This is a genomic window from Helicobacter pylori SA37A (assembly GCF_000476015.1).
Lineage (GTDB): Bacteria > Campylobacterota > Campylobacteria > Campylobacterales > Helicobacteraceae > Helicobacter > Helicobacter pylori_DB.
The window spans coordinates 12,911-31,169 of sequence record NZ_CBOO010000011.1; the positions used below are offsets into that span (position 1 = coordinate 12,911).

The 18,259-nt window shown below is 38.8% G+C and carries 20 protein-coding genes; 15 read left to right on the forward strand and 5 right to left on the reverse strand.

What is annotated here, in order from left to right:
- Positions 1-87: 87 nt before the first annotated feature.
- The 5 genes from QT76_RS06060 to mltG form a co-directional block, all read right to left on the reverse strand.
- On the reverse strand, positions 88-648 hold the full coding sequence (locus QT76_RS06060; protein ID WP_000388056.1) for a 2-oxoacid:acceptor oxidoreductase family protein: 561 nt from the start codon (positions 646-648) through the stop codon (positions 88-90).
- Positions 648-1,469 carry a 2-oxoglutarate ferredoxin oxidoreductase subunit beta gene (locus tag QT76_RS06065; protein ID WP_000885323.1) on the reverse strand — a complete coding sequence of 274 codons (822 nt, stop codon included), beginning with the start codon at positions 1,467-1,469 and terminating at the stop codon, positions 648-650. The genes QT76_RS06060 and QT76_RS06065 overlap by 1 nt, the downstream gene beginning before the upstream one ends.
- Before the next feature lies 1 nt (position 1,470).
- Complete coding sequence (locus tag QT76_RS06070; protein WP_033615416.1) at positions 1,471-2,598, reverse strand: 2-oxoglutarate synthase subunit alpha; 1,128 nt, start codon at positions 2,596-2,598, stop codon at positions 1,471-1,473.
- Positions 2,598-2,939, reverse strand: coding sequence for a 4Fe-4S dicluster domain-containing protein (locus tag QT76_RS06075; RefSeq protein ID WP_001096895.1), 342 nt, complete (start codon positions 2,937-2,939; stop codon positions 2,598-2,600). The genes QT76_RS06070 and QT76_RS06075 overlap by 1 nt, the downstream gene beginning before the upstream one ends.
- Positions 2,940-3,122: 183 nt before the next feature.
- A complete protein-coding gene (gene mltG, locus QT76_RS06080) occupies positions 3,123-4,112 on the reverse strand; it encodes an endolytic transglycosylase MltG (RefSeq protein ID WP_033617023.1) in 990 nt (329 codons plus the stop codon).
- Between mltG and QT76_RS06085 the strand changes: the two genes are divergently transcribed.
- The 15 genes from QT76_RS06085 (at position 4,030) to QT76_RS06155 (ending at position 18,241) form a co-directional block, all read left to right on the forward strand.
- Positions 4,030-6,969 (forward strand): DUF3971 domain-containing protein, encoded by a 2,940-nt coding sequence (locus tag QT76_RS06085; RefSeq protein WP_033617024.1) that lies wholly within the window; start codon positions 4,030-4,032, stop codon positions 6,967-6,969. The genes mltG and QT76_RS06085 overlap by 83 nt on opposite strands.
- Positions 6,966-7,202 carry a FeoA family protein gene (locus QT76_RS06090; protein WP_000174110.1) on the forward strand — a complete coding sequence of 79 codons (237 nt, stop codon included), beginning with the start codon at positions 6,966-6,968 and terminating at the stop codon, positions 7,200-7,202. Before QT76_RS06085 ends, QT76_RS06090 begins: the two co-directional genes overlap by 4 nt.
- Positions 7,199-7,840 (forward strand): endonuclease III, encoded by a 642-nt coding sequence (nth, locus tag QT76_RS06095; RefSeq protein ID WP_033617025.1) that lies wholly within the window; start codon positions 7,199-7,201, stop codon positions 7,838-7,840. Before QT76_RS06090 ends, nth begins: the two co-directional genes overlap by 4 nt.
- Positions 7,841-7,921: 81 nt before the next feature.
- Positions 7,922-8,293 (forward strand): flagellar motor switch protein FliN, encoded by a 372-nt coding sequence (fliN, locus tag QT76_RS06100; protein ID WP_000894324.1) that lies wholly within the window; start codon positions 7,922-7,924, stop codon positions 8,291-8,293.
- Entirely contained in the window at positions 8,290-9,171 is an 882-nt protein-coding gene (locus tag QT76_RS06105) for a hypothetical protein (RefSeq protein WP_033617027.1), read from the forward strand. The genes fliN and QT76_RS06105 overlap by 4 nt, the downstream gene beginning before the upstream one ends.
- Positions 9,155-10,123: an energy transducer TonB gene (locus QT76_RS06110; protein WP_033617028.1), complete on the forward strand. Its 969-nt coding sequence runs from the start codon at positions 9,155-9,157 to the stop codon at positions 10,121-10,123. Before QT76_RS06105 ends, QT76_RS06110 begins: the two co-directional genes overlap by 17 nt.
- Before the next feature lie 3 nt (positions 10,124-10,126).
- A complete protein-coding gene (pyrC, locus tag QT76_RS06115) occupies positions 10,127-11,146 on the forward strand; it encodes a dihydroorotase (protein WP_033617029.1) in 1,020 nt (339 codons plus the stop codon).
- The gene (locus QT76_RS06120; RefSeq protein ID WP_033617030.1) at positions 11,122-12,240 is read left to right on the forward strand and encodes a 3-deoxy-d-manno-octulosonic acid hydrolase subunit 2; all 1,119 of its coding nucleotides are present in this window, start codon (positions 11,122-11,124) and stop codon (positions 12,238-12,240) included. Before pyrC ends, QT76_RS06120 begins: the two co-directional genes overlap by 25 nt.
- Before the next feature lie 6 nt (positions 12,241-12,246).
- On the forward strand, positions 12,247-12,801 hold the full coding sequence (locus tag QT76_RS06125; protein WP_033617062.1) for a 3-deoxy-d-manno-octulosonic acid hydrolase subunit 1: 555 nt from the start codon (positions 12,247-12,249) through the stop codon (positions 12,799-12,801).
- A gap of 5 nt (positions 12,802-12,806) precedes the next feature.
- Entirely contained in the window at positions 12,807-14,843 is a 2,037-nt protein-coding gene (locus QT76_RS06130) for an LTA synthase family protein (protein ID WP_033617031.1), read from the forward strand.
- 86 nt (positions 14,844-14,929) lie between these two features.
- Positions 14,930-15,802, forward strand: a complete 873-nt coding sequence (folD, locus tag QT76_RS06135; protein WP_195741870.1) for a bifunctional methylenetetrahydrofolate dehydrogenase/methenyltetrahydrofolate cyclohydrolase FolD — start codon at positions 14,930-14,932, stop codon at positions 15,800-15,802.
- The gene (lepB, locus tag QT76_RS06140) at positions 15,803-16,675 is read left to right on the forward strand and encodes a signal peptidase I (RefSeq protein WP_033617033.1); all 873 of its coding nucleotides are present in this window, start codon (positions 15,803-15,805) and stop codon (positions 16,673-16,675) included.
- 8 nt (positions 16,676-16,683) lie between these two features.
- Positions 16,684-17,382, forward strand: coding sequence for a site-2 protease family protein (locus QT76_RS06145; RefSeq protein WP_033617034.1), 699 nt, complete (start codon positions 16,684-16,686; stop codon positions 17,380-17,382).
- A 20-nt stretch (positions 17,383-17,402) separates the two neighbouring features.
- On the forward strand, positions 17,403-17,864 hold the full coding sequence (gene rpiB, locus QT76_RS06150; RefSeq protein ID WP_001039812.1) for a ribose 5-phosphate isomerase B: 462 nt from the start codon (positions 17,403-17,405) through the stop codon (positions 17,862-17,864).
- Positions 17,865-17,908: 44 nt separating this feature from the next.
- Complete coding sequence (locus QT76_RS06155; protein WP_000495094.1) at positions 17,909-18,241, forward strand: hypothetical protein; 333 nt, start codon at positions 17,909-17,911, stop codon at positions 18,239-18,241.
- The last annotated feature ends 18 nt before the right edge of the window (positions 18,242-18,259 follow it).

An 18,259-nucleotide genomic window follows, 5' to 3' on the forward strand; every position in this document is an offset into this window, starting at 1 on the left:
TTAGAGCTTGAGTTATCTTGAACCCATTACAATCAAGTTCTCAAAAATTTATTAAGAAAATCAATTCAAAACAAGAGTTTAGAGCCATTAAGCCCTAACTTTCAAAGCTTCTAAAGCATGTTTTTTGCCAATTTCAAAGGCTTTTTTGTTCGTTTCAGCGACTTTTGCAGGGACTTTTTTAAGCATGGTGTCTAGCACGATATTTTCTTCTACGCATTTAGTAAGCTCCACGGTAATGGCTAACGCCACCACAGATTGCGTGATAATGTTACCCACTTCATCTTTAGCGATGCTGATAATGGGGATTTTATAGATCTGGTATTTTTCTTCGTCTTCTTTAGTGGGGGTTACTAGATTGGGATCAATGACAACGATACCGCCTTGTTTAATATCGCTTTTAAACTGGTTGTAGCTGATTTGAGCGACTGAAAGCATGAAATCAATCTCGCCCTCTTTAGCATAAGGGAAAATGATTTCATCTCTGTCTAGCAAAATATCCACCTTAGTGGGCCCTCCGCGCACTTGCGAAGTGTAGGTGGAAGTCTTAGTGCCATAGCCCCCACTCACAATCTTAGCCTCAGCTAAAATCTCTCCCGCTAACAGCACGCCTTGCCCTCCAACGCCCGTAAATCGTAATTGCGCTTCCATTATTGTTTTCCTTGTGCTTTTTCAATGATTTCTTGATACGCTTCGCAATATTCTTTCCTGTCCGTGTCATGCTTTAAAACGCCTGTAGGGAATTTATCCACCCTTTCTTCAGGGCTCATGGCTTCAAATTGGCGTTTGCTCACCAATCGGCTTTCCATCCATTTTAGCATTTGAGACGCTTCGCCCATTTTATTCTTACGCCCTAAATTGATATGGCAATTACTATGGACATCAAAGAAGCTAAAGCCCTTGTGCGAGAAACCTTCTTTAAGCACTTTTTCTAATTTTTGAGGGTCTAAAACGCTTTCTCTAGCCACAAAACTCGCCCCGGCAGCGGTGGTTAAAGCGCATGGGTCAAATTGGTTATCAATATTGCCCCATTGAGCCGTAACCGTCCACATGCCATTAGGCGTGGTGGGCGAAGTTTGGGAGTTGGTCAAACCATAAATGAAATTATTCACTAAAATAAAATTCAAATCAATGTTTCTTCTGCATGCATGCATGGTGTGATTGCCTCCAATCGCAAAGCCATCACCATCGCCAGAAACCACGATCACATGCTTACTAGGGTTAGCCATTTTAATCCCTGTCGCATACGCCACAGCCCTACCATGCGTGGTGTGAACGGTGTTGCAATTCACATACGAACTCATGCGCCCGCTGCAACCAATCCCACTCACCAAGCACACATCATCCATTTTCCAACCTAAAGCGTCAATCGTGCGGATAATGGATTTTAAAATCACGCCATCGCCACAGCCCCAACACCACAAAGTGGGTATTTTATCCACACGCAAATATTCATCATAATTAAACGCCATTTTAAAGCTCCTTCAACTTTGCGATGATTTGTTTGGGCGAAATCGTGCGCCCATTGGCTTGCCCAAAGAAATGCACCTTTCTTTGCATAGCCCTTTCAATTTCTTCTAAATACTGCCCCTTATTCAATTCAATCACAAGGATTTTTTCGTATTTTTCCCCTATTTCTTTCAAGCGTTTAGCCGGGCTTGGCCATAAGGTTTTGGGTCTGAAAAAGCCGACTTTTTGCTTGCTTTCTTTGTTGTAGTCTTTCAAAGCTTCTTTAACCGCTAACGAAACCGAACCATAAGCGATGATGACAATTTCAGCGCCTTCTAAGTCCATTTCTTCGTTTTCATTGATAATGTCTTGCTTGGATTCAATCTTATGGAATAATCTGTCTATCAAATCCCCACCGATTTTAGCGTCTTCAGTAGGAAAGCCAATAGGCCCATGGTGTAAGCCTGAAACATGGTAGCGATACCCTTTAAAGAACGGGTTTAAAACAGCCGGCTCATCTTGCGCGACCCCATAAGGCTGATAGTCTTTTTTATCGCCTACAAATTCCTTACGATTGATAGTCATTTTTTGCACTTCTTCTAAATCCGGGATTTGCACTTTGCCATACATATGCCCCACGGTTTCGTCCATGAGCAAAAACACAGGAGTCATGAGCATTTCAGCCAAATTGAACGCACGAACGGTTTCGGTGTAAGCTTCTTCCAAACTTGCAGGAGCGAGCGCGACGGCTTTAAAATCCCCATGTATGGGGTGTTTTAAGAAATTCACATCGCCTTGAGCCACACGAGTGGGCATTCCGGTTGATGGGCCTGAACGCATCACATCAGCGATCACTAAAGGGATTTCAGCCATGAAAGAATAGCCGATTTGCTCCACTTTCAAAGAAATACCAGGCCCAGAGCTTGCTGTCATAGACTTCGTCCCGCTCATGCTCGCCCCTAAAGACACGCTAATCCCACTGATTTCATCTTCCATTTGGATAAAATGACCGCCGCATTTGGGTAACGCCACGCTCATTGCATGCATAATATCCGAACTTGGCGTGATAGGATAGCCCCCAAAAAACCGACACCCCACTTCAATCGCCGCTTTAGCGACTAATTCATTCCCATCAGAAATAATCTCACGCATTATTTGCCTCTCCCTTCTAAAATAGTCTCTTCTAAGAGCATGTATTTATTGGCCTTAACCTTTTCGCTTCTTTCTTGGGCTTCTTTAGAAACTTTAGCGAATTTGAAATCCTTCCTGTCAGCCACATAAATCGCAAAATCTGGGCAGTGCAACTCGCATTGCACGCAACCGATACAGCTCTCTGGGTAGGCTACTTTGGCCACTTTTCCAAGCACCCTTTCTTTTTCAATCCCCATGCCAAGAACCCCAGCAGGGCATACCGATACGCAAATATCACAACCCTTACACCTGTCTTCATTCACCCAAACGGCAACCCCATCTGGAGCGCTCATTTTAGCCATTCATTCTCCTTTGTGCTAAAAGCTGTTCTAAAGCCCTAGCAATCAAAATTTGCCTAAAATTGTAGCAAGCCTTTTTTAATAAAATCTAAAATGCTTTAATAGTAAGAACTTAAAATTGAAATGAGAAAATACTAAACACTTTTTACTCAATTTAAAAGAAAAAACGCCCCATTAACCTTAATTTTAAAAATGATTATTAGAAAGATTAATGTTTTTTAAATGCTCCTTATAAGTCGCGCTGAAAGCATGTTTTTTATCCGGCATTTTCACAAAATACAAGAAATCCGTTTTTTTAGGGAAAACTACGGCTTTAATCGCTTCTAGGCTCACGCTCCCTACAGGATTTTTAGGCAAGCCCTTAAATTTATAGGTGTTATAGGGGGTGTTATCGGTTTTAATGCGCTCTTTGGTTACTTTAGCGTGTGAAAATTCCTGATAATTCAAAGCCCCATCCATTTGTAAAGGCATGCCTTTTTTTAGGCGGTTAAAAATCACGCTCGCAATCAAGGGCATTTCTTCAGTGTTAGCGGCTTCTTTTTGCACAATGGAAGCGAGAATGATTTTTTCAAACCACTCTTCTTTATGGTAGTATCCAAGCCATTGTTTGCTTAAAGCTTCGTGTTTTTTCATGGATTGACCAATCAAAGTTTGCATGATTTTAAAAGCGTCCTCCCCTAAAGGCAAATGATAAGTGTCTGGTAATATCACCCCATCTTCTATCACAGAGCCGTTTAATCGTGGCGCAATGCTTTCATAAGCTTCATTGAGATCGCTTGTTTCTAGTTGGTAAGTCTCGCTCAAAATTTGCGTGAAAAAATAGCGGGTTTCTCCAGGGATTAAAGTCGCGCTTTTTTGCGCCGCTTTCGCTTTAATCAAACGGACTAAAAAATCCCCCTTCCTTAAAGCCCCATCGCCCATATCAATATAGCCTTTTTTAGGCATGCCCATTAAGCGTAAAAAAAGCAAATCCAAAGCGTTAATATCCACGCCCTGATCTTTTAAAGAAAAAAACACTTTTTTGAGCGAACCTTGCGGGACAACCACCACTTTGTTAGGATAAATTGGTATACTTAAATAAAAAAGAATACTGATGAATAAAAGAAAACATGTATCCAAGAAAGTATTTAATGTCATTATCTTGTTTGTGGCAGTATTCACTCTTTTAGTCGTCATTCACAAAACCCTTTCAAACGGCATTCACATACAAAATTTAAAAATCGGGAAGCTTGGCATTTCTGAATTATACTTAAAACTTAACAACAAGCTTTCTTTAGAAGTTGAACGCATTGATCTCTCTTCTTTCTTCCATCAAAAACCCACTAAAAAGCGTTTAGAAGTTTCTGATTTGATTAAAAATATCCGTTATGGCATTTGGGCGGTGTCTTATTTTGAAAAACTTAAAGTCAAAGAAATCATTTTAGATGATAAAAACAAAGCCAATATCTTTTTTGATGGGAATAAATACGAGTTAGAATTTCCAGGAGTCAAAGGGGAATTTTCCCTAGAAGACGATAAAAATATCAAGCTTAAAATCATCAATTTGCTTTTTAAAGACATTAAAGTCCAAGTAGATGGCAACGCCCACTATTCACCTAAAGCTAGGAAAATGGCGTTCAATTTGATTGTCAAGCCTTTAATTGAACCCAGTGCTGCAATTTATTTGCAAGGGCTAACCGATTTAAAAACCATAGAATTAAAAATTAACACTTCTCCAATGAAAAGCCTAGCGTTTTTAAAGCCTCTTTTCCAACGCCAATCGCAAAAAAATTTAAAAACATGGATTTTTGACAAGATCCAATTTGCTAGCTTTAAGATTGATAACGCTTTAATTAAAGCCAATTTCACTCCTAGCGAGTTTATCCCATCGCTTTTGGAAAATTCTGTAGTTAAAGCCACTTTGATTAAACCTTCAGTCGTTTTTAATGATGGCTTATCGCCCATTAAAATGGATAAAACCGAATTGATTTTCAAAAACAAACAGCTCCTCATACAGCCCCAAAAAATCACTTATGAAACCATGGAATTAACCGGCTCTTACGCCACTTTTTCCAATTTGTTAGAAGCCCCTAAATTGGAGATTTTTTTAAAAACGACCCCTAATTATTATGGCGATAGCATTAAGGATTTATTGAGCGCTTATAAAGTCGTTTTACCTTTGGATAAAATCAGCACGCCATCTAGCGCGGATTTGAAACTCACCTTACAATTTCTAAAAAACACCGCCCCCTTATTTAGCGTTCAAGGCAATGTTAATTTGCAAGAAGGCACCCTCTCGCTCTATAATATCCCCCTTTATACGCAAAACGCTAATATAAGCCTAGATATTACCCAAGAATACCAATACATTTACATAGAAACTACCCACACGCGCTATGAAAACATGTTGGATTTAGACGCTAAGATCGCTTTAGACTTGAATAAAAAAATCCTTTCTTTGGATTCTTTAGTCCATAAAATACGATTCAACACTAACAATAATATCAACATGCGTTCTTATGGCTTGAATAACGCCCAAGATAACCCACAACCCACTAAGTTTTCTTTAGATTTAAAAAGCTTGCATTCTGTTATTCAAGAGGGTGAAAACTCAGAGGTGTTTAGAAGAAAAATCATAGACACCATTAAAGCCCAAAGTGAAGACAAATTCACTAAAGATGTTTTCTACGCTACAGGAGACACCCTTAAAAACCTTTCTTTGAATTTTGATTTTTCTAACCCCAACCACATGCAATGGAGCGTTCCACAACTCTTATTAGAGGGCGAATTTAAAGATAACGCCTATGTTTTTAGAATCAAAGATTTGAAAAAAATCAAGCCCTATTCCCCTATTATGAAGTATTTCGCCTTAGAAGATGGCTCTTTAGAAGTTTCTACGAGCGATTTTGTCAATATTGATTTTTTTGCTAAAGATTTGAAAATCACTTTACCCATCTATCATAGCAACGGCAGGCAATTTAATTCCCTCTCTTTATTTGGCTCTATCAATAAAGATGAAATTTCTGTCTATACTCCAAGCAAAAGCATATCCATAAAAGTTAAGGGGGATCAAAAGGATATTACCCTTAATAACATTGATTTGAGTATTGATGATTTCTTAGATAGTAAGATGCCAGCTATTGCGGGATTATTCTCAAAAGAACGAAAAGAAAAGCCTAGCTCTAAAGAAATCCAAGATGAAGATATTTTCATTAGCGCCAAACAACGCTATGAAAAAGCCCACAAAATTATCCCTATCTCTACACGCATCCATGCTAAAGATGTCGTGCTGATCTATAAAAAAATGCCTTTTCCTTTAGAAAATCTTGATATTGTCGCTCAAGACGACAGAGTGAAAATTGATGGCAATTATAAAAACGGCATGATCATGGCGGATTTAGTGCATGGGGCTTTGTATCTTAAGGCTCATAATTTTAGCGGGGATTATATCAACACCATTCTTCAAAAAGATTTCGTAGAAGGAGGCTTATTCACGCTTATTGGGGCTCTTGAAGATCAGGTTTTCAATGGCGAATTGAAATTCCAAAACACAAGCTTAAAGAATTTCGCCCTCATGCAAAACATGATCAATCTCATCAACACCATTCCCTCCCTCATTGTCTTTAGAAACCCTCATTTAGGGGCTAATGGCTATCAGATCAAAACCGGCTCCGTTGTTTTTGGGATCACTAAAGAATATTTAGGGTTAGAAAAAATTGATCTTGTCGGCAAAACGCTTGATATTGCTGGCAATGGGATCATTGAATTGGACAAAAACAAATTAGATTTGAATTTAGAAGTTTCCACTATCAAGGCTTTGAGTAATGTTTTAAATAAAATCCCTATCGTGGGCTATCTCGTTTTAGGAAAAGAAGGTAAAATCACCACTAATGTGAATGTCAAAGGCACGCTGGATAAGCCTAAAACCCAAGTAACTTTAGCGTCAGATATTATCCAAGCGCCTTTTAAGATCTTGCGCCGTATTTTCACGCCCATTGACATCATCGTGGATGAAGTCAAAAAAAACATTGATTCAAAAAGGAAATTAAAATGACGCTCAATGAAGCCATTAAAGACAAAACTTATGAAATTGTAGAAATCGCTAACTGCGATGAAGCCCTTAAAAAACGCTTTCTCTCTTTTGGTATTCATGAAGGGGTTCAATGCACCCTTTTACATTCTTCCATGAAAAAGGCCACGCTTTCAATTAAAATCAACCGCATTCAAGTGGCTTTAAGATCCCATGAAGCGCAATACCTTATCATCAAAGAAAGCGTGCAAGAATGAGCTTGAAACGCGCTAAAAAAGCCCAACAAATCAAAGAGCTGCTTTTAAAACATTACCCCAACCAAACCACCGAATTGCGCCATAAAAACCCCTATGAATTGCTGGTGGCGACCATTTTAAGCGCTCAATGCACGGACGCTAGAGTGAATCAAATAACGCCCAAGCTGTTTGAAAAATACCCCAGCGTGAACGATTTAGCCCTCGCTTCTTTAGAAGAGGTTAAAGAGATCATCCAATCCGTTTCGTATTCCAACAACAAAAGCAAGCATTTAATCAATATGGCGCAAAAAGTGGTTAAGGATTTTAAGGGCGTTATCCCCTCTACGCAAAAAGAATTGATGAGCCTGGATGGCGTGGGGCAAAAAACCGCTAATGTGGTGCTTTCAGTGTGCTTTGATGCAAATTACATAGCCGTAGATACCCATGTGTTCCGCACGACGCACCGCTTAGGCTTAAGCAACGCTAAAACGCCTATTAAAACCGAAGAAGAACTCAGCGATCTTTTTAAAGACAACCTATCCAAACTCCACCATGCCTTAATCTTGTTTGGCCGCTACACCTGCAAGGCTAAAAACCCCTTATGCGGTGCGTGTTTTTTAAAAGAATTTTGCGTTTCTAAAGCTAGCTTTAAGGCGTAGTGGCTTTATTTGTTATAAAATTTATAGTAAAATTAAGATTTTATAATCAAAGTCAAATCATTCTTGAAAGAGTAGAGTTTTATGCTAGAAACAGAAGCTAATAAGTTAAAAATAGCCGAAAAAGAAAAAGAGAAAGCGAATAAAGAAAGAGAACTAGAGCTTTCCACTTATTTAGAAGAACTCATTTGCGATTATAAAAATCTTTTGGACATGGAGATTGTTTTTAGCGCGGAACTTGGCTCCACGCAAATCCCTTTATTGCAAATCTTGCGTTTTGAAAAAGGCTCTGTGATTGATTTGCAAAAGCCCGCCGGAGAAAGCGTGGATACTTTTGTGAACGGGCGGGTTATCGGTAAGGGTGAGGTGATGGTTTTTGAAAGGAATTTAGCCATTCGTTTGAATGAAATCCTTGATTCTAACGCCATTGTGTATTATCTCGCTAAAAATTCATGAGATTGTTATTCTTGTTATTGAGCGCTACTTTGATGTTACTGGCTGAAGAAAAAATACCTCTAAGCGATGACGCCCCCATTAAACTGGTTCATTGGCAAAATGCACTAAAAGAAGTCCAACCCGATTCAAACGCTCCGGCAACGCCACCTATAAAGGCCGTGCAAACCACGCTCACTTTTGAAACGCCTTTTAACAAAACGCCTAAAATCATGGAAGTTGAAGGGCAAAAAGTGATCGTTTTAAAAAATGTTCAATTGGATTCTAAAAAAATGATGGATTTTAAAGAAGCCTCTTTGAATGCCTTAGAAATGTTTTCCTACCAAAATGACATCTACCTCTTGTCTAAAAAAGCTAAAGCGGAATTAGAAATCCAAGCTTCAAACAGCAAGGATAAAAAACAACTCCGCTTTCTTTTTTTGCCTAAAGGTTTTCATTTAGCCCCACCGCCTAGCCTGAAAGAAAAATCTCAGCATGCCAATCTCGCAAGCCAAGATGAAAAAGAGCGAGCCAAAAACCCATCAAACGCTCTAGAGTTAAAACCCCCACTGGATTTAAGCCATGCTTACAAGGGGTTAGCGGTTATTGCTGCCCTACTTTTAATATTGTATGTAATCAAAAAAAAAGTTGTTCCCACACAAGGGTCTTTTTCTGCAAAAGATTTTAAGTTAGAAATTAGTGTTTTGGGTCGTGTTGGTGCGAACCATAAAATCATCTCAATAGAAACCAATAAGGAGCGTTACTTGGTCTTACTAAGCGACAAATACGGCCTGCTTTTAGACAAAATAAGCCCAAAAACATCTAAAGAAGAACTGATTAAAGAAGCTGAAAATAATATAAAGAATTCAAAATTAGGAAATTTATATGCCGGAAAATTCTAAACTACAACCTGCTAAATTAGGGAAAAATTTTGACCCTGTGGATCATTCTAACAGGAATTTTTTCTTTTCTCTCATTCTGTCTGTATTGTTACACTGGTTGATTTATTTTTTATTTGAACACAGAGAAGATTTTTTTCCTTCAAAACCCAAGCTCGTTAAATTAAATCCTGAAAATTTATTGGTTTTAAAAAGAGGCCATTCGCAAGATCCCAGTAAAAACAACCCGGGCGCTCCTAAACCCACGCTGGCTGGCCCCCAAAGACCCCCAACGCCACCCACACCCCCCACTCCACCAACACCCCCAACTCCGCCAAAACCTATAGAAAAACCTAAACCCAAACCTGAGCCAAAGCCTAAACCCAAACCAGAACCCAAAAAGCCCAATCACAAACACAAGGCGCTTAAAAAAGTGGAAAAAGTGGAAGAGAAAAAAGTAGCAGAGGAGAAAAAAGAAGAGAAAAAGGTGGTGGAACAAAAAGTAGAGCATAAAAAAGTGGAAGAGAAAAAACCGGCTAAAAAAGAATTTGACCCTAACCAGCTTTCTTTCTTGCCTAAAGAAGTTGCACCACCCAGACAAGAAAACAATAAGGGCTTAGACAATCAAACTAAAAGGGATATTGATGAATTGTATGGCGAAGAATTTGGGGATCTAGGCACAGCCGAAAAAGATTTCATTAGGAATAATTTAAGGGATATTGGGCGCATCACGCAAAAATATTTAGAATACCCTCAAGTAGCCGCTTATTTAGGGCAAGATGGGACGAATGCGGTAGAATTTTACTTGCATCCTAATGGCGATATTACCGATCTTAAAATCATTGTTGGCTCTGAGTATAAAATGCTTGATGACAACACCTTAAAAACCATTCAAATCGCTTATAAAGATTACCCACGCCCTAAAACTAAGACTTTAATCCGCATTAGAGTGCGTTATTTCTTAGGGGGCAATTAAAAAATGGAAATCACGCTTTTTGACCCCATAGATGCCCACTTGCATGTGCGAGAAAACGCTCTTTTAAAAGCGGTATTAAGATATTCTAGCGAGCCTTTTAGCGCGGCGGTGATCATGCCAAACCTCAGTAAGCCCTTGATTGACACTCCAACCACCCTAGAATATGAAGAAGAAATTTTAAACCATTCTTCAAACTTCAAGCCTTTAATGAGTTTGTATTTCAATGACGACTTGACTTTAGAAGAATTGCAACGCGCTCACGAAAAAGGCATTAAATTTTTAAAACTCTACCCCAAAGGCATGACCACAAACGCGCAAAACGGCACTTCGGATTTGTTGGGTGAAAAGACTTTAGAGGTTTTAGAAAACGCCCAAAAATTAGGCTTTATTTTATGCATCCATGCAGAACAAGCTGGGTTTTGTTTGGATAAAGAATTTTTATGCCATAGCGTTTTAGAAACTTTCGCCCTTTCATTCCCTAAACTCAAAATCATTATAGAGCATTTGAGCGATTGGCGCAGTATCGCTTTGATTGAAAAGCATGCCAACCTCTATGCGACTTTGACCTTACACCATATCAGCATGACTTTAGATGACTTATTAGGGGAGAATTTGGACCCGCATTGTTTTTGCAAACCTTTAATCAAAACCAAAAAAGACCAAGAAAGGCTTTTATCCCTTGCTTTAAAAGCCCACCCTAAAATCTCTTTTGGATCTGATAGCGCCCCACATTTTATCTCTAAAAAGCATAGCGCTAGCATCCCGGCGGGCATCTTTTCTGCCCCTATTTTATTGCCTGCGTTATGTGAACTTTTTGAAAAACACAACGCTTTAGAAAACTTGCAAGCCTTTATCAGCGATAACGCTAAAAAAATCTATGCGCTAGACAATTTGCCTAATAAAAAAGTGCATCTGTCTAAAAAACCCTTTATAGTCCCTACACACACGCTTTGCTTGAATGAAAAAATTGCTATCTTAAGAGGGGGCGAAACGCTATCTTGGAACCTTCAAGAAATCGCCTAAAACATGCCGCCTTTTTTGTGGGGCTTTTTATTGTTTTATTTTTAATTGCAATGAAGCGCCAAACCCCCCCCTATGCTTTCACGCACAATCAAACCCTTGTTACTCAAAGCCCCCCCTATTTCACGCAACTCACTATCCCTAAACCAAATGACGCTTTAAGCGTGCATGCGAGCTCTTTAATCAGCTTGCCTAATGATAACCTCTTGAGCGCTTATTTTAGCGGCACTAAAGAAGGGGCAAGGGATGTGAAAATCAGCGCGAATCTTTTTGACAGCAAAACTAATCGCTGGAGCAAAGCCTTCACTATTTTAACCAAAGAAGATCTTTCTCATCATTCGCATGAATACATCAAAAAACTGGGTAACCCCTTGCTTTTTTTGCATGACGATAAAATTTTGTTATTTGTCGTAGGGGTGAGCATGGGTGGATGGGCCACTTCTAAAATCTATCAACTTGAAAGCGCTTTAGAGCCGATTCATTTTAAGTTTGCACGAAAACTCTCTTTAAGCCCTTTTTTAAACTTAAGCCATTTGATAAAAAATAAGCCTTTAAACACAACTGATGGCGGTTTTATGCTACCGCTCTATCATGAATTAGCCACCCAATACCCCTTGTTGTTGAAATTTGACCAACAAAATAACCCAAGAGAGCTTTTAAGACCTAATGCCCTAAACCACCAGCTCCAGCCAAGCCTAACCCCCTTTAAAGATTGCGCCATCATGGCGTTTAGGAACCATTCTTTTAAAGATAGTCTCATGCTAGAAACCTGTAAAACCCCTACTATTTGGCAAAAACCCATACTTACGAATTTGAAAAACTTGAATGACGCTTTGAATTTGATCAATTTAAACAAAGAATTGTTTTTGATCCACAACCCTAGCGATTTATCTTTGCGTCGTAAAGAACTTTGGCTTTCTAAATTGGAAAACTCCAACTCGTTTAAAACCTTAAAAATTTTAGACAAAGCCAATGAAGTGAGTTACCCAAGCTATAGTATTAATTCTCATTTTATAGATATTGTCTATACCTACAACCGCTCTCATATCAAACACATCCGTTTTAATATGGCTTATTTAAAATCCCTTCTCAAGTGATTAATGATGCTTATGTATTCTTCTTACACGCTGAGTTTTGTATGGTTTTTTTTAATTTTCTTTTTTTTCAAAAATAAGGCGTTAAGTTTGAGGTTTTCGCTCTCTTTAATAAGCGTGATTTTAAGCAATATCGCTTTTAAAGATTCTCTATCGCTCAATGAATTTTTAAGCAGTTTTACAGCCCCCTTAAGCCCCTTTAGCTGTCTTTTGATCCTTGCTTATGCACTCTTTTCTTGCCGTCTCCTCCAAAAGCCCCCTTTAGAAACCTTGCAATCTTATAGCGTCATGCTGTTTTTCAATCTGTTGCTTTTGACAGATATTTTAGGGTTTTTGCCTTTTTCAATCTACCATCATTTCATGGCTTCTCTGATTTTTAGCGCGCTTTTTTGTGGCAGTTTGTTTTTGAGCAGCCCCTTATTGGGCGTGATCGCTTTAGTAGCGTTATCCAGTTCGCTTTTAATGCGTTCTAATTTTCAAATCTTAGATTCTTTATTGGATTTCCCCTTGCTTCTTTTTGTCTTTTTTAAGACTTTATCTCTTGTTAAAAAAAGGTTGTATTAACGCTTATGAAATCCCTATCCCATGCCCCTTTTTCGCTCTTTTTAAAAGGTTTTTATTTCACCTTTTTTATGAGCTTGTTGTTTGTGTTTAATCGTATCGGCTTTATCCTTTATACAGGCTATTATAAGCATGCTTTAAAAAACCCTGTTTTTGATGAAATCATCAAAACCCTATTCAATGGAGCCAGATACGATAATCGTGTGGTCTCAAGCTTGGCGATTCTTTTTATCATCATCGGGTTATTGGGGTTATTTGCCCCTAAACACCAAACCAAAATGCTTAATATTGTGGCGTATTTTTCTATCGCTATTATCCTGTTTTTAAACATTGCAAACATTGTTTATTATGGCATTTATGGGAATGTGTTTGATGAAAATTTATTGGAATTTTTGCATGAAGACACGCTCACGATTTTAAAAATGAGTGGGGAATACCCTATTTTTTCTAGTTTTTCACTCTTTATAATCCTTAGCGTTTTAACCTCTTTTATCTATTTCAAACTCCAAAACGCCCTTTTTAAACCCAAAAATGTGTATCAAGCCACCCACACCAAACCCCTTAAAACTTTCATTTTATTCATTCTTTTTTCGCTCACGCAAATGTTTTACATTAACGCGCAATTGAGCTTTGTTGGCGCGTCTTTAGATCTCAGCATAGAGCCAGCCAAAGATCCTTTTTTAATGAAAATCACCCCCGGGGCGTTTCGCAATCTTTATCTTTTGGCGCGCAATTACAGACAAAGCCATAACCTTAAATTCAGCGATTTTGCTAAAGAAACGCCTTTAGAAGTGGCGAAAAATTATTTCAATCTTAAAGAAAACCCTTCAAACAACCTCTATGAGTTGCTTTCTCAAACAAGCCACAACAATTCTCTTCAAACCATTCAGCATGTTTTTTATATCGTTTCAGAGTCCCTAAGCTCATGGCATTTTGATAAAAAATTTGATTCCATAGGGCTAACGAGCGCTTTACAAGATTTGGTTAAAAAAGAGCATGCTCACATGCTTTCTGCTTTTATTGAAAGCGCCCCACGAACCGTTAAAAGCTTAGATGTTCAGATCACAGGCTTGCCCTATATCAATGATAATAACTTAGTCAATTCAGGGGTGATCCTCCCTAGCTTTCCTATGGCGATTGGCAATATCATGAAGACTTTAGGTTATAAAAACAACTTTTATTATGGAGGCAGCGGGATTTGGAATAAATTAACCAATTTCACCAAAAAACAAGGTTTTCACGCCCTTTATTTTAACAATCATCTCTTAGAATTTGTTAAAAACAAGCCCTACCCCAAACCCATAGAGAGCAACTGGGGAGTGCATGATAATATTCTATTTGACTATATTTTAGAAAACACCAACCCCCATGAAAAAACTTTCAGCATGGTCATGACTTTAAGCAACCATGCGATCAAAAACGTGAATCTCAAAGCCTTTGGCGTGCCTTTAGAAAAAATCCAACAATTTGTGGAAAAAACCCCCAAATCAGAAAATTTACCGGACGCTAATTCTTTAGGGCATATTTACTGGTATGACAAAGTGGTGGTTGATTTCATCAAAAAAGCCAGCCAAAAATTCCCCAACTCGCTTTTTATCATCACAGGAGATCATTTTGACAGGAGCTATGAATACGCTAAAAACGATTTGTATATCATTAAATCCGTGCCGCTTATTTTATATGCCCCCACTTTAAAGCCTAAAAAAATCAGTCAAGTCGGATCGCATTTAGACATCGCCCCTACGATTGTTGAATTAGTCGCTCCTAAAGGTTTTCAATTCGTGAGTTTTGGAAAGCCTTTATTTTCTAACAACACAACAAACCCTCCAAGCCACCCCAATTACGCGCTAGGCTATGAAGCGATCGCCACCAAAGATTATTTTTATAACCCGAGTTCAGGGTTAAGGTATTTGAATGAAAACCCTAAAGAGCTAGAGGATAAACAAAACGACAAAATAGAAGCTTCCAAGTTTTACCAGCAATTAGAATCTTTGAAAGCCCTTAGTTATTACTTGCTCTATCATGGGGCTAATCTTAAAGATTGACAAGCTAAAGGGAGTTTTTTAATTCCATTAAACGCATGATTTTTGCTACAATAGTAGGATTTTAATTATATAAAGGATAAATGGGCATGCCAAATAGGGGCGTTGTTTTATTAGACGGGCAAGCGTTAGCTTATGATATAGAAAAAGATTTGAAACATAAAATCCAAATAATCCATACACAAACGCACAAACGCCCCAAATTGGCCGTGATTTTAGTAGGAAAAGACCCCGCTAGTATCACTTATGTCAATATGAAGATCAAAGCATGCGAAAGGGTGGGCATGGATTTTGATTTGAAAACCCTCAAGAAGAACATTACCGAAGCTGAATTGCTGTCCTTGATTAAAGATTACAATACTGATCAAAACATTTCAGGGGTTTTAGTCCAGCTCCCTTTGCCCAGACACATTGATTCTAAAATGATTTTAGAAGCCATTGACCCAAACAAAGATGTGGATGGTTTCCACCCCCTTAATATCGGCAAGCTCTGCACTCAAAAAGAATCGTTTCTGCCAGCCACCCCCATGGGCGTGATGCGGCTTTTAGAGCATTATCATATTGAGATCAAGGGTAAGGATGTGGCGATTATTGGGGCGAGCAATATCATTGGCAAACCTTTAAGCATGCTCATGCTAAACGCTGGGGCTAGCGTGAGCGTGTGCCATATTTTGACTAAAGACATTAGTTTTTACACCAAAAATGCTGATATTGTCTGCGTGGGCGTGGGCAAGCCTGATTTGATTAAAGCGAGCATGTTAAAAAAAGGGGCTGTAGTGGTGGATATTGGGATCAATCATTTGAACGATGGGCGTATCGTGGGCGATGTGGATTTCACAAATGCACAAAAAGTTGCCGGTTTTATCACCCCTGTGCCTAAAGGCGTGGGGCCTATGACGATTGTCTCGCTTTTAGAAAACACTCTAATCGCTTTTGAAAAACAACAAAGGAAGGGATTTTAAATGAAATTTTTACGCTCTGTTTATGCATTTTGCTCCAGTTGGGTGGGGACGATTATTATCGTGCTGTTGGTTATCTTTTTTATCGCGCAAGCCTTTATCATTCCCTCTCGCTCTATGGTTGGCACGCTCTATGAGGGCGATATGCTCTTTGTCAAAAAATTTTCTTACGGCATACCCATTCCTAAAATCCCATGGATTGAGCTTCCTGTTATGCCTGATTTTAAAAATAACGGGCATTTGATAGAGGGGGATCGCCCCAAGCGCGGCGAAGTGGTGGTGTTTATCCCTCCCCATGAAAAAAAATCTTACTATGTCAAAAGGAATTTTGCTATTGGGGGCGATGAGGTGTTATTCACTAGTGAGGGGTTTTATTTGCACCCTTTTGAGAGCGGCACGGACAAAACTTACATCGCTAAACATTACCCAGATGCTATGACTAAAGAATTTATGGGTAAAATTTTTGTTTTAAACCCTTATAAAAGTAAGCATCCGGGTATCCATTACCAAAAAGACAATGAAACCTTCCATTTAATGGAGCAGTTAGCCACTCAAGGTGCGGAAGCTAATATCAGCATGCAACTCATTCAAATGGAGGGCGAAAAGGTGTTTTATAAAAAAATCAATGACGATGAATTTTTCATGATCGGCGATAACAGGGATAATTCTAGCGACTCGCGCTTTTGGGGGAGTGTGGCTTATAAAAATATCGTGGGTTCGCCTTGGTTTGTTTATTTCAGTTTGAGTTTAAAAAATAGCCTGGAAATGGATGCAGAAAATAACCCTAAAAAACGCTATCTGGTGCGTTGGGAACGCATGTTTAAAAGCGTTGAAGGCTTAGAAAAAATCATTAAAAAAGAAAACGCAACGCATTAAGGTTTTTTGTGCAATTTTTTGATTTCTCTTTAGAAAGTTTTATTACCACCTTAATGAAAATCCTAGCCCTTTTAATCGCTATCATAGGGCATGAGATCATGCATGGTTTGAGCGCGTTTTTATTCGGGGATAGGAGCGCTAAAGACGCTAATCGTTTGAGTTTAAACCCTATCAGGCATTTAGACATGATGGGTTCGGTGCTTTTACCGGCTTTATTACTCATTTTTCAAGCCCCTTTTTTGTTTGGGTGGGCTAAACCCGTGCCTGTGGATATGCGCTACATTGTCTCTCAAAAAGGCTCTCTAGCATGCGTAGTGGTGAGTTTAGCCGGGGTGGCTTATAATTTCACCTTGGCCGTTCTGCTCGCTTCCATCACGCATTGGAGTTTCCAAAAACTAGGGATCAACGCTTTAAGCATTGATGAATTGAATCTTTATCAGCTCGCTTTAGTAACCTTTCTCATTCAAGGCATTCTTTATAATCTTGTCTTAGGCGTTTTCAATAGCCTCCCTATCCCGCCTTTAGACGGCTCCAAAGCGTTAGGCTTTTTGGCGTTGCATTTTAAAAGCGCGTTTCTATTAGAATGGTTTTCTAAAATGGAACGCTACGGCATGTTGGTAGTGTTTGTCTTTTTATTTATCCCCCCTTTATCGGAGTTTTTTATCCATGCGCCCACAAGATTTTTATTTTCCTTACTCCTTTCTTAATCTTTTATCAAGGAGGGCTGATGAATAAGCCTTTGAATATTGCTCAAGTTTTTATAGGAAGCGATCATGCAGGGTTGCATCTTGCAGAATTTGTTAAACATTTTTTAGAAGACAAGCGTTTTAAGATCCAAGCTTTTTTACCCACTACAAGGGTGGATTACCCTGATTACGCCAAATTAGTGTGCCAAAAGGTTTTAGAAAATGCACAAAGCTATGGCATTTTAGTGTGCGCTACAGGGATAGGCATGAGCATGGGTGCTAATCGCTTTAAAGGTATTAGAGCCGCTTTGTGCCTTGATGCTTACATGGCTAAAATGACTCGCTTGCACAATAACGCCAATGTCTTGTGCTTGGGCGAAAAGATTAGCGGTATCGGCGTAACAGAAAGCATTTTAGAAGCGTTTTTCTCTACAGAATTTGAACAAGGCCGCCATGTGTTGCGCATCCAAAAGCTAGATGAATCGCTGAAATCATCAACCTAATGTAGTATAATTACATCGTTTCGCTAAAAGGATATTTTAATAGAATGTTTACCCAATGGTTTATTCTCACTATCGCTATTGTTTTTATCCTTTATATGGGTGTGCGTACTTTCTTTTTTAAAACCGTGGCTAAACGGCAAGAACGCACCAATGCCTCCATGAAACTCACCTTACAAGAAGCTGAAATTTTGATCCAAAAACACCAATTGCAACTCCAAAGAGCTTTGGGTAATATTGATATTCTCACCCAAGAAATGAGTTCGTTAAAAACAGAACTAAAAGCCCTTAAACAGCGCAACTCTGAATACAAAGGCGAATCGGATAAATATAAAAATCGTATTAAAGAATTGGAGCAAAAAATAGAAGCTCTCCTTTAAAAACGCTATAATAAATCA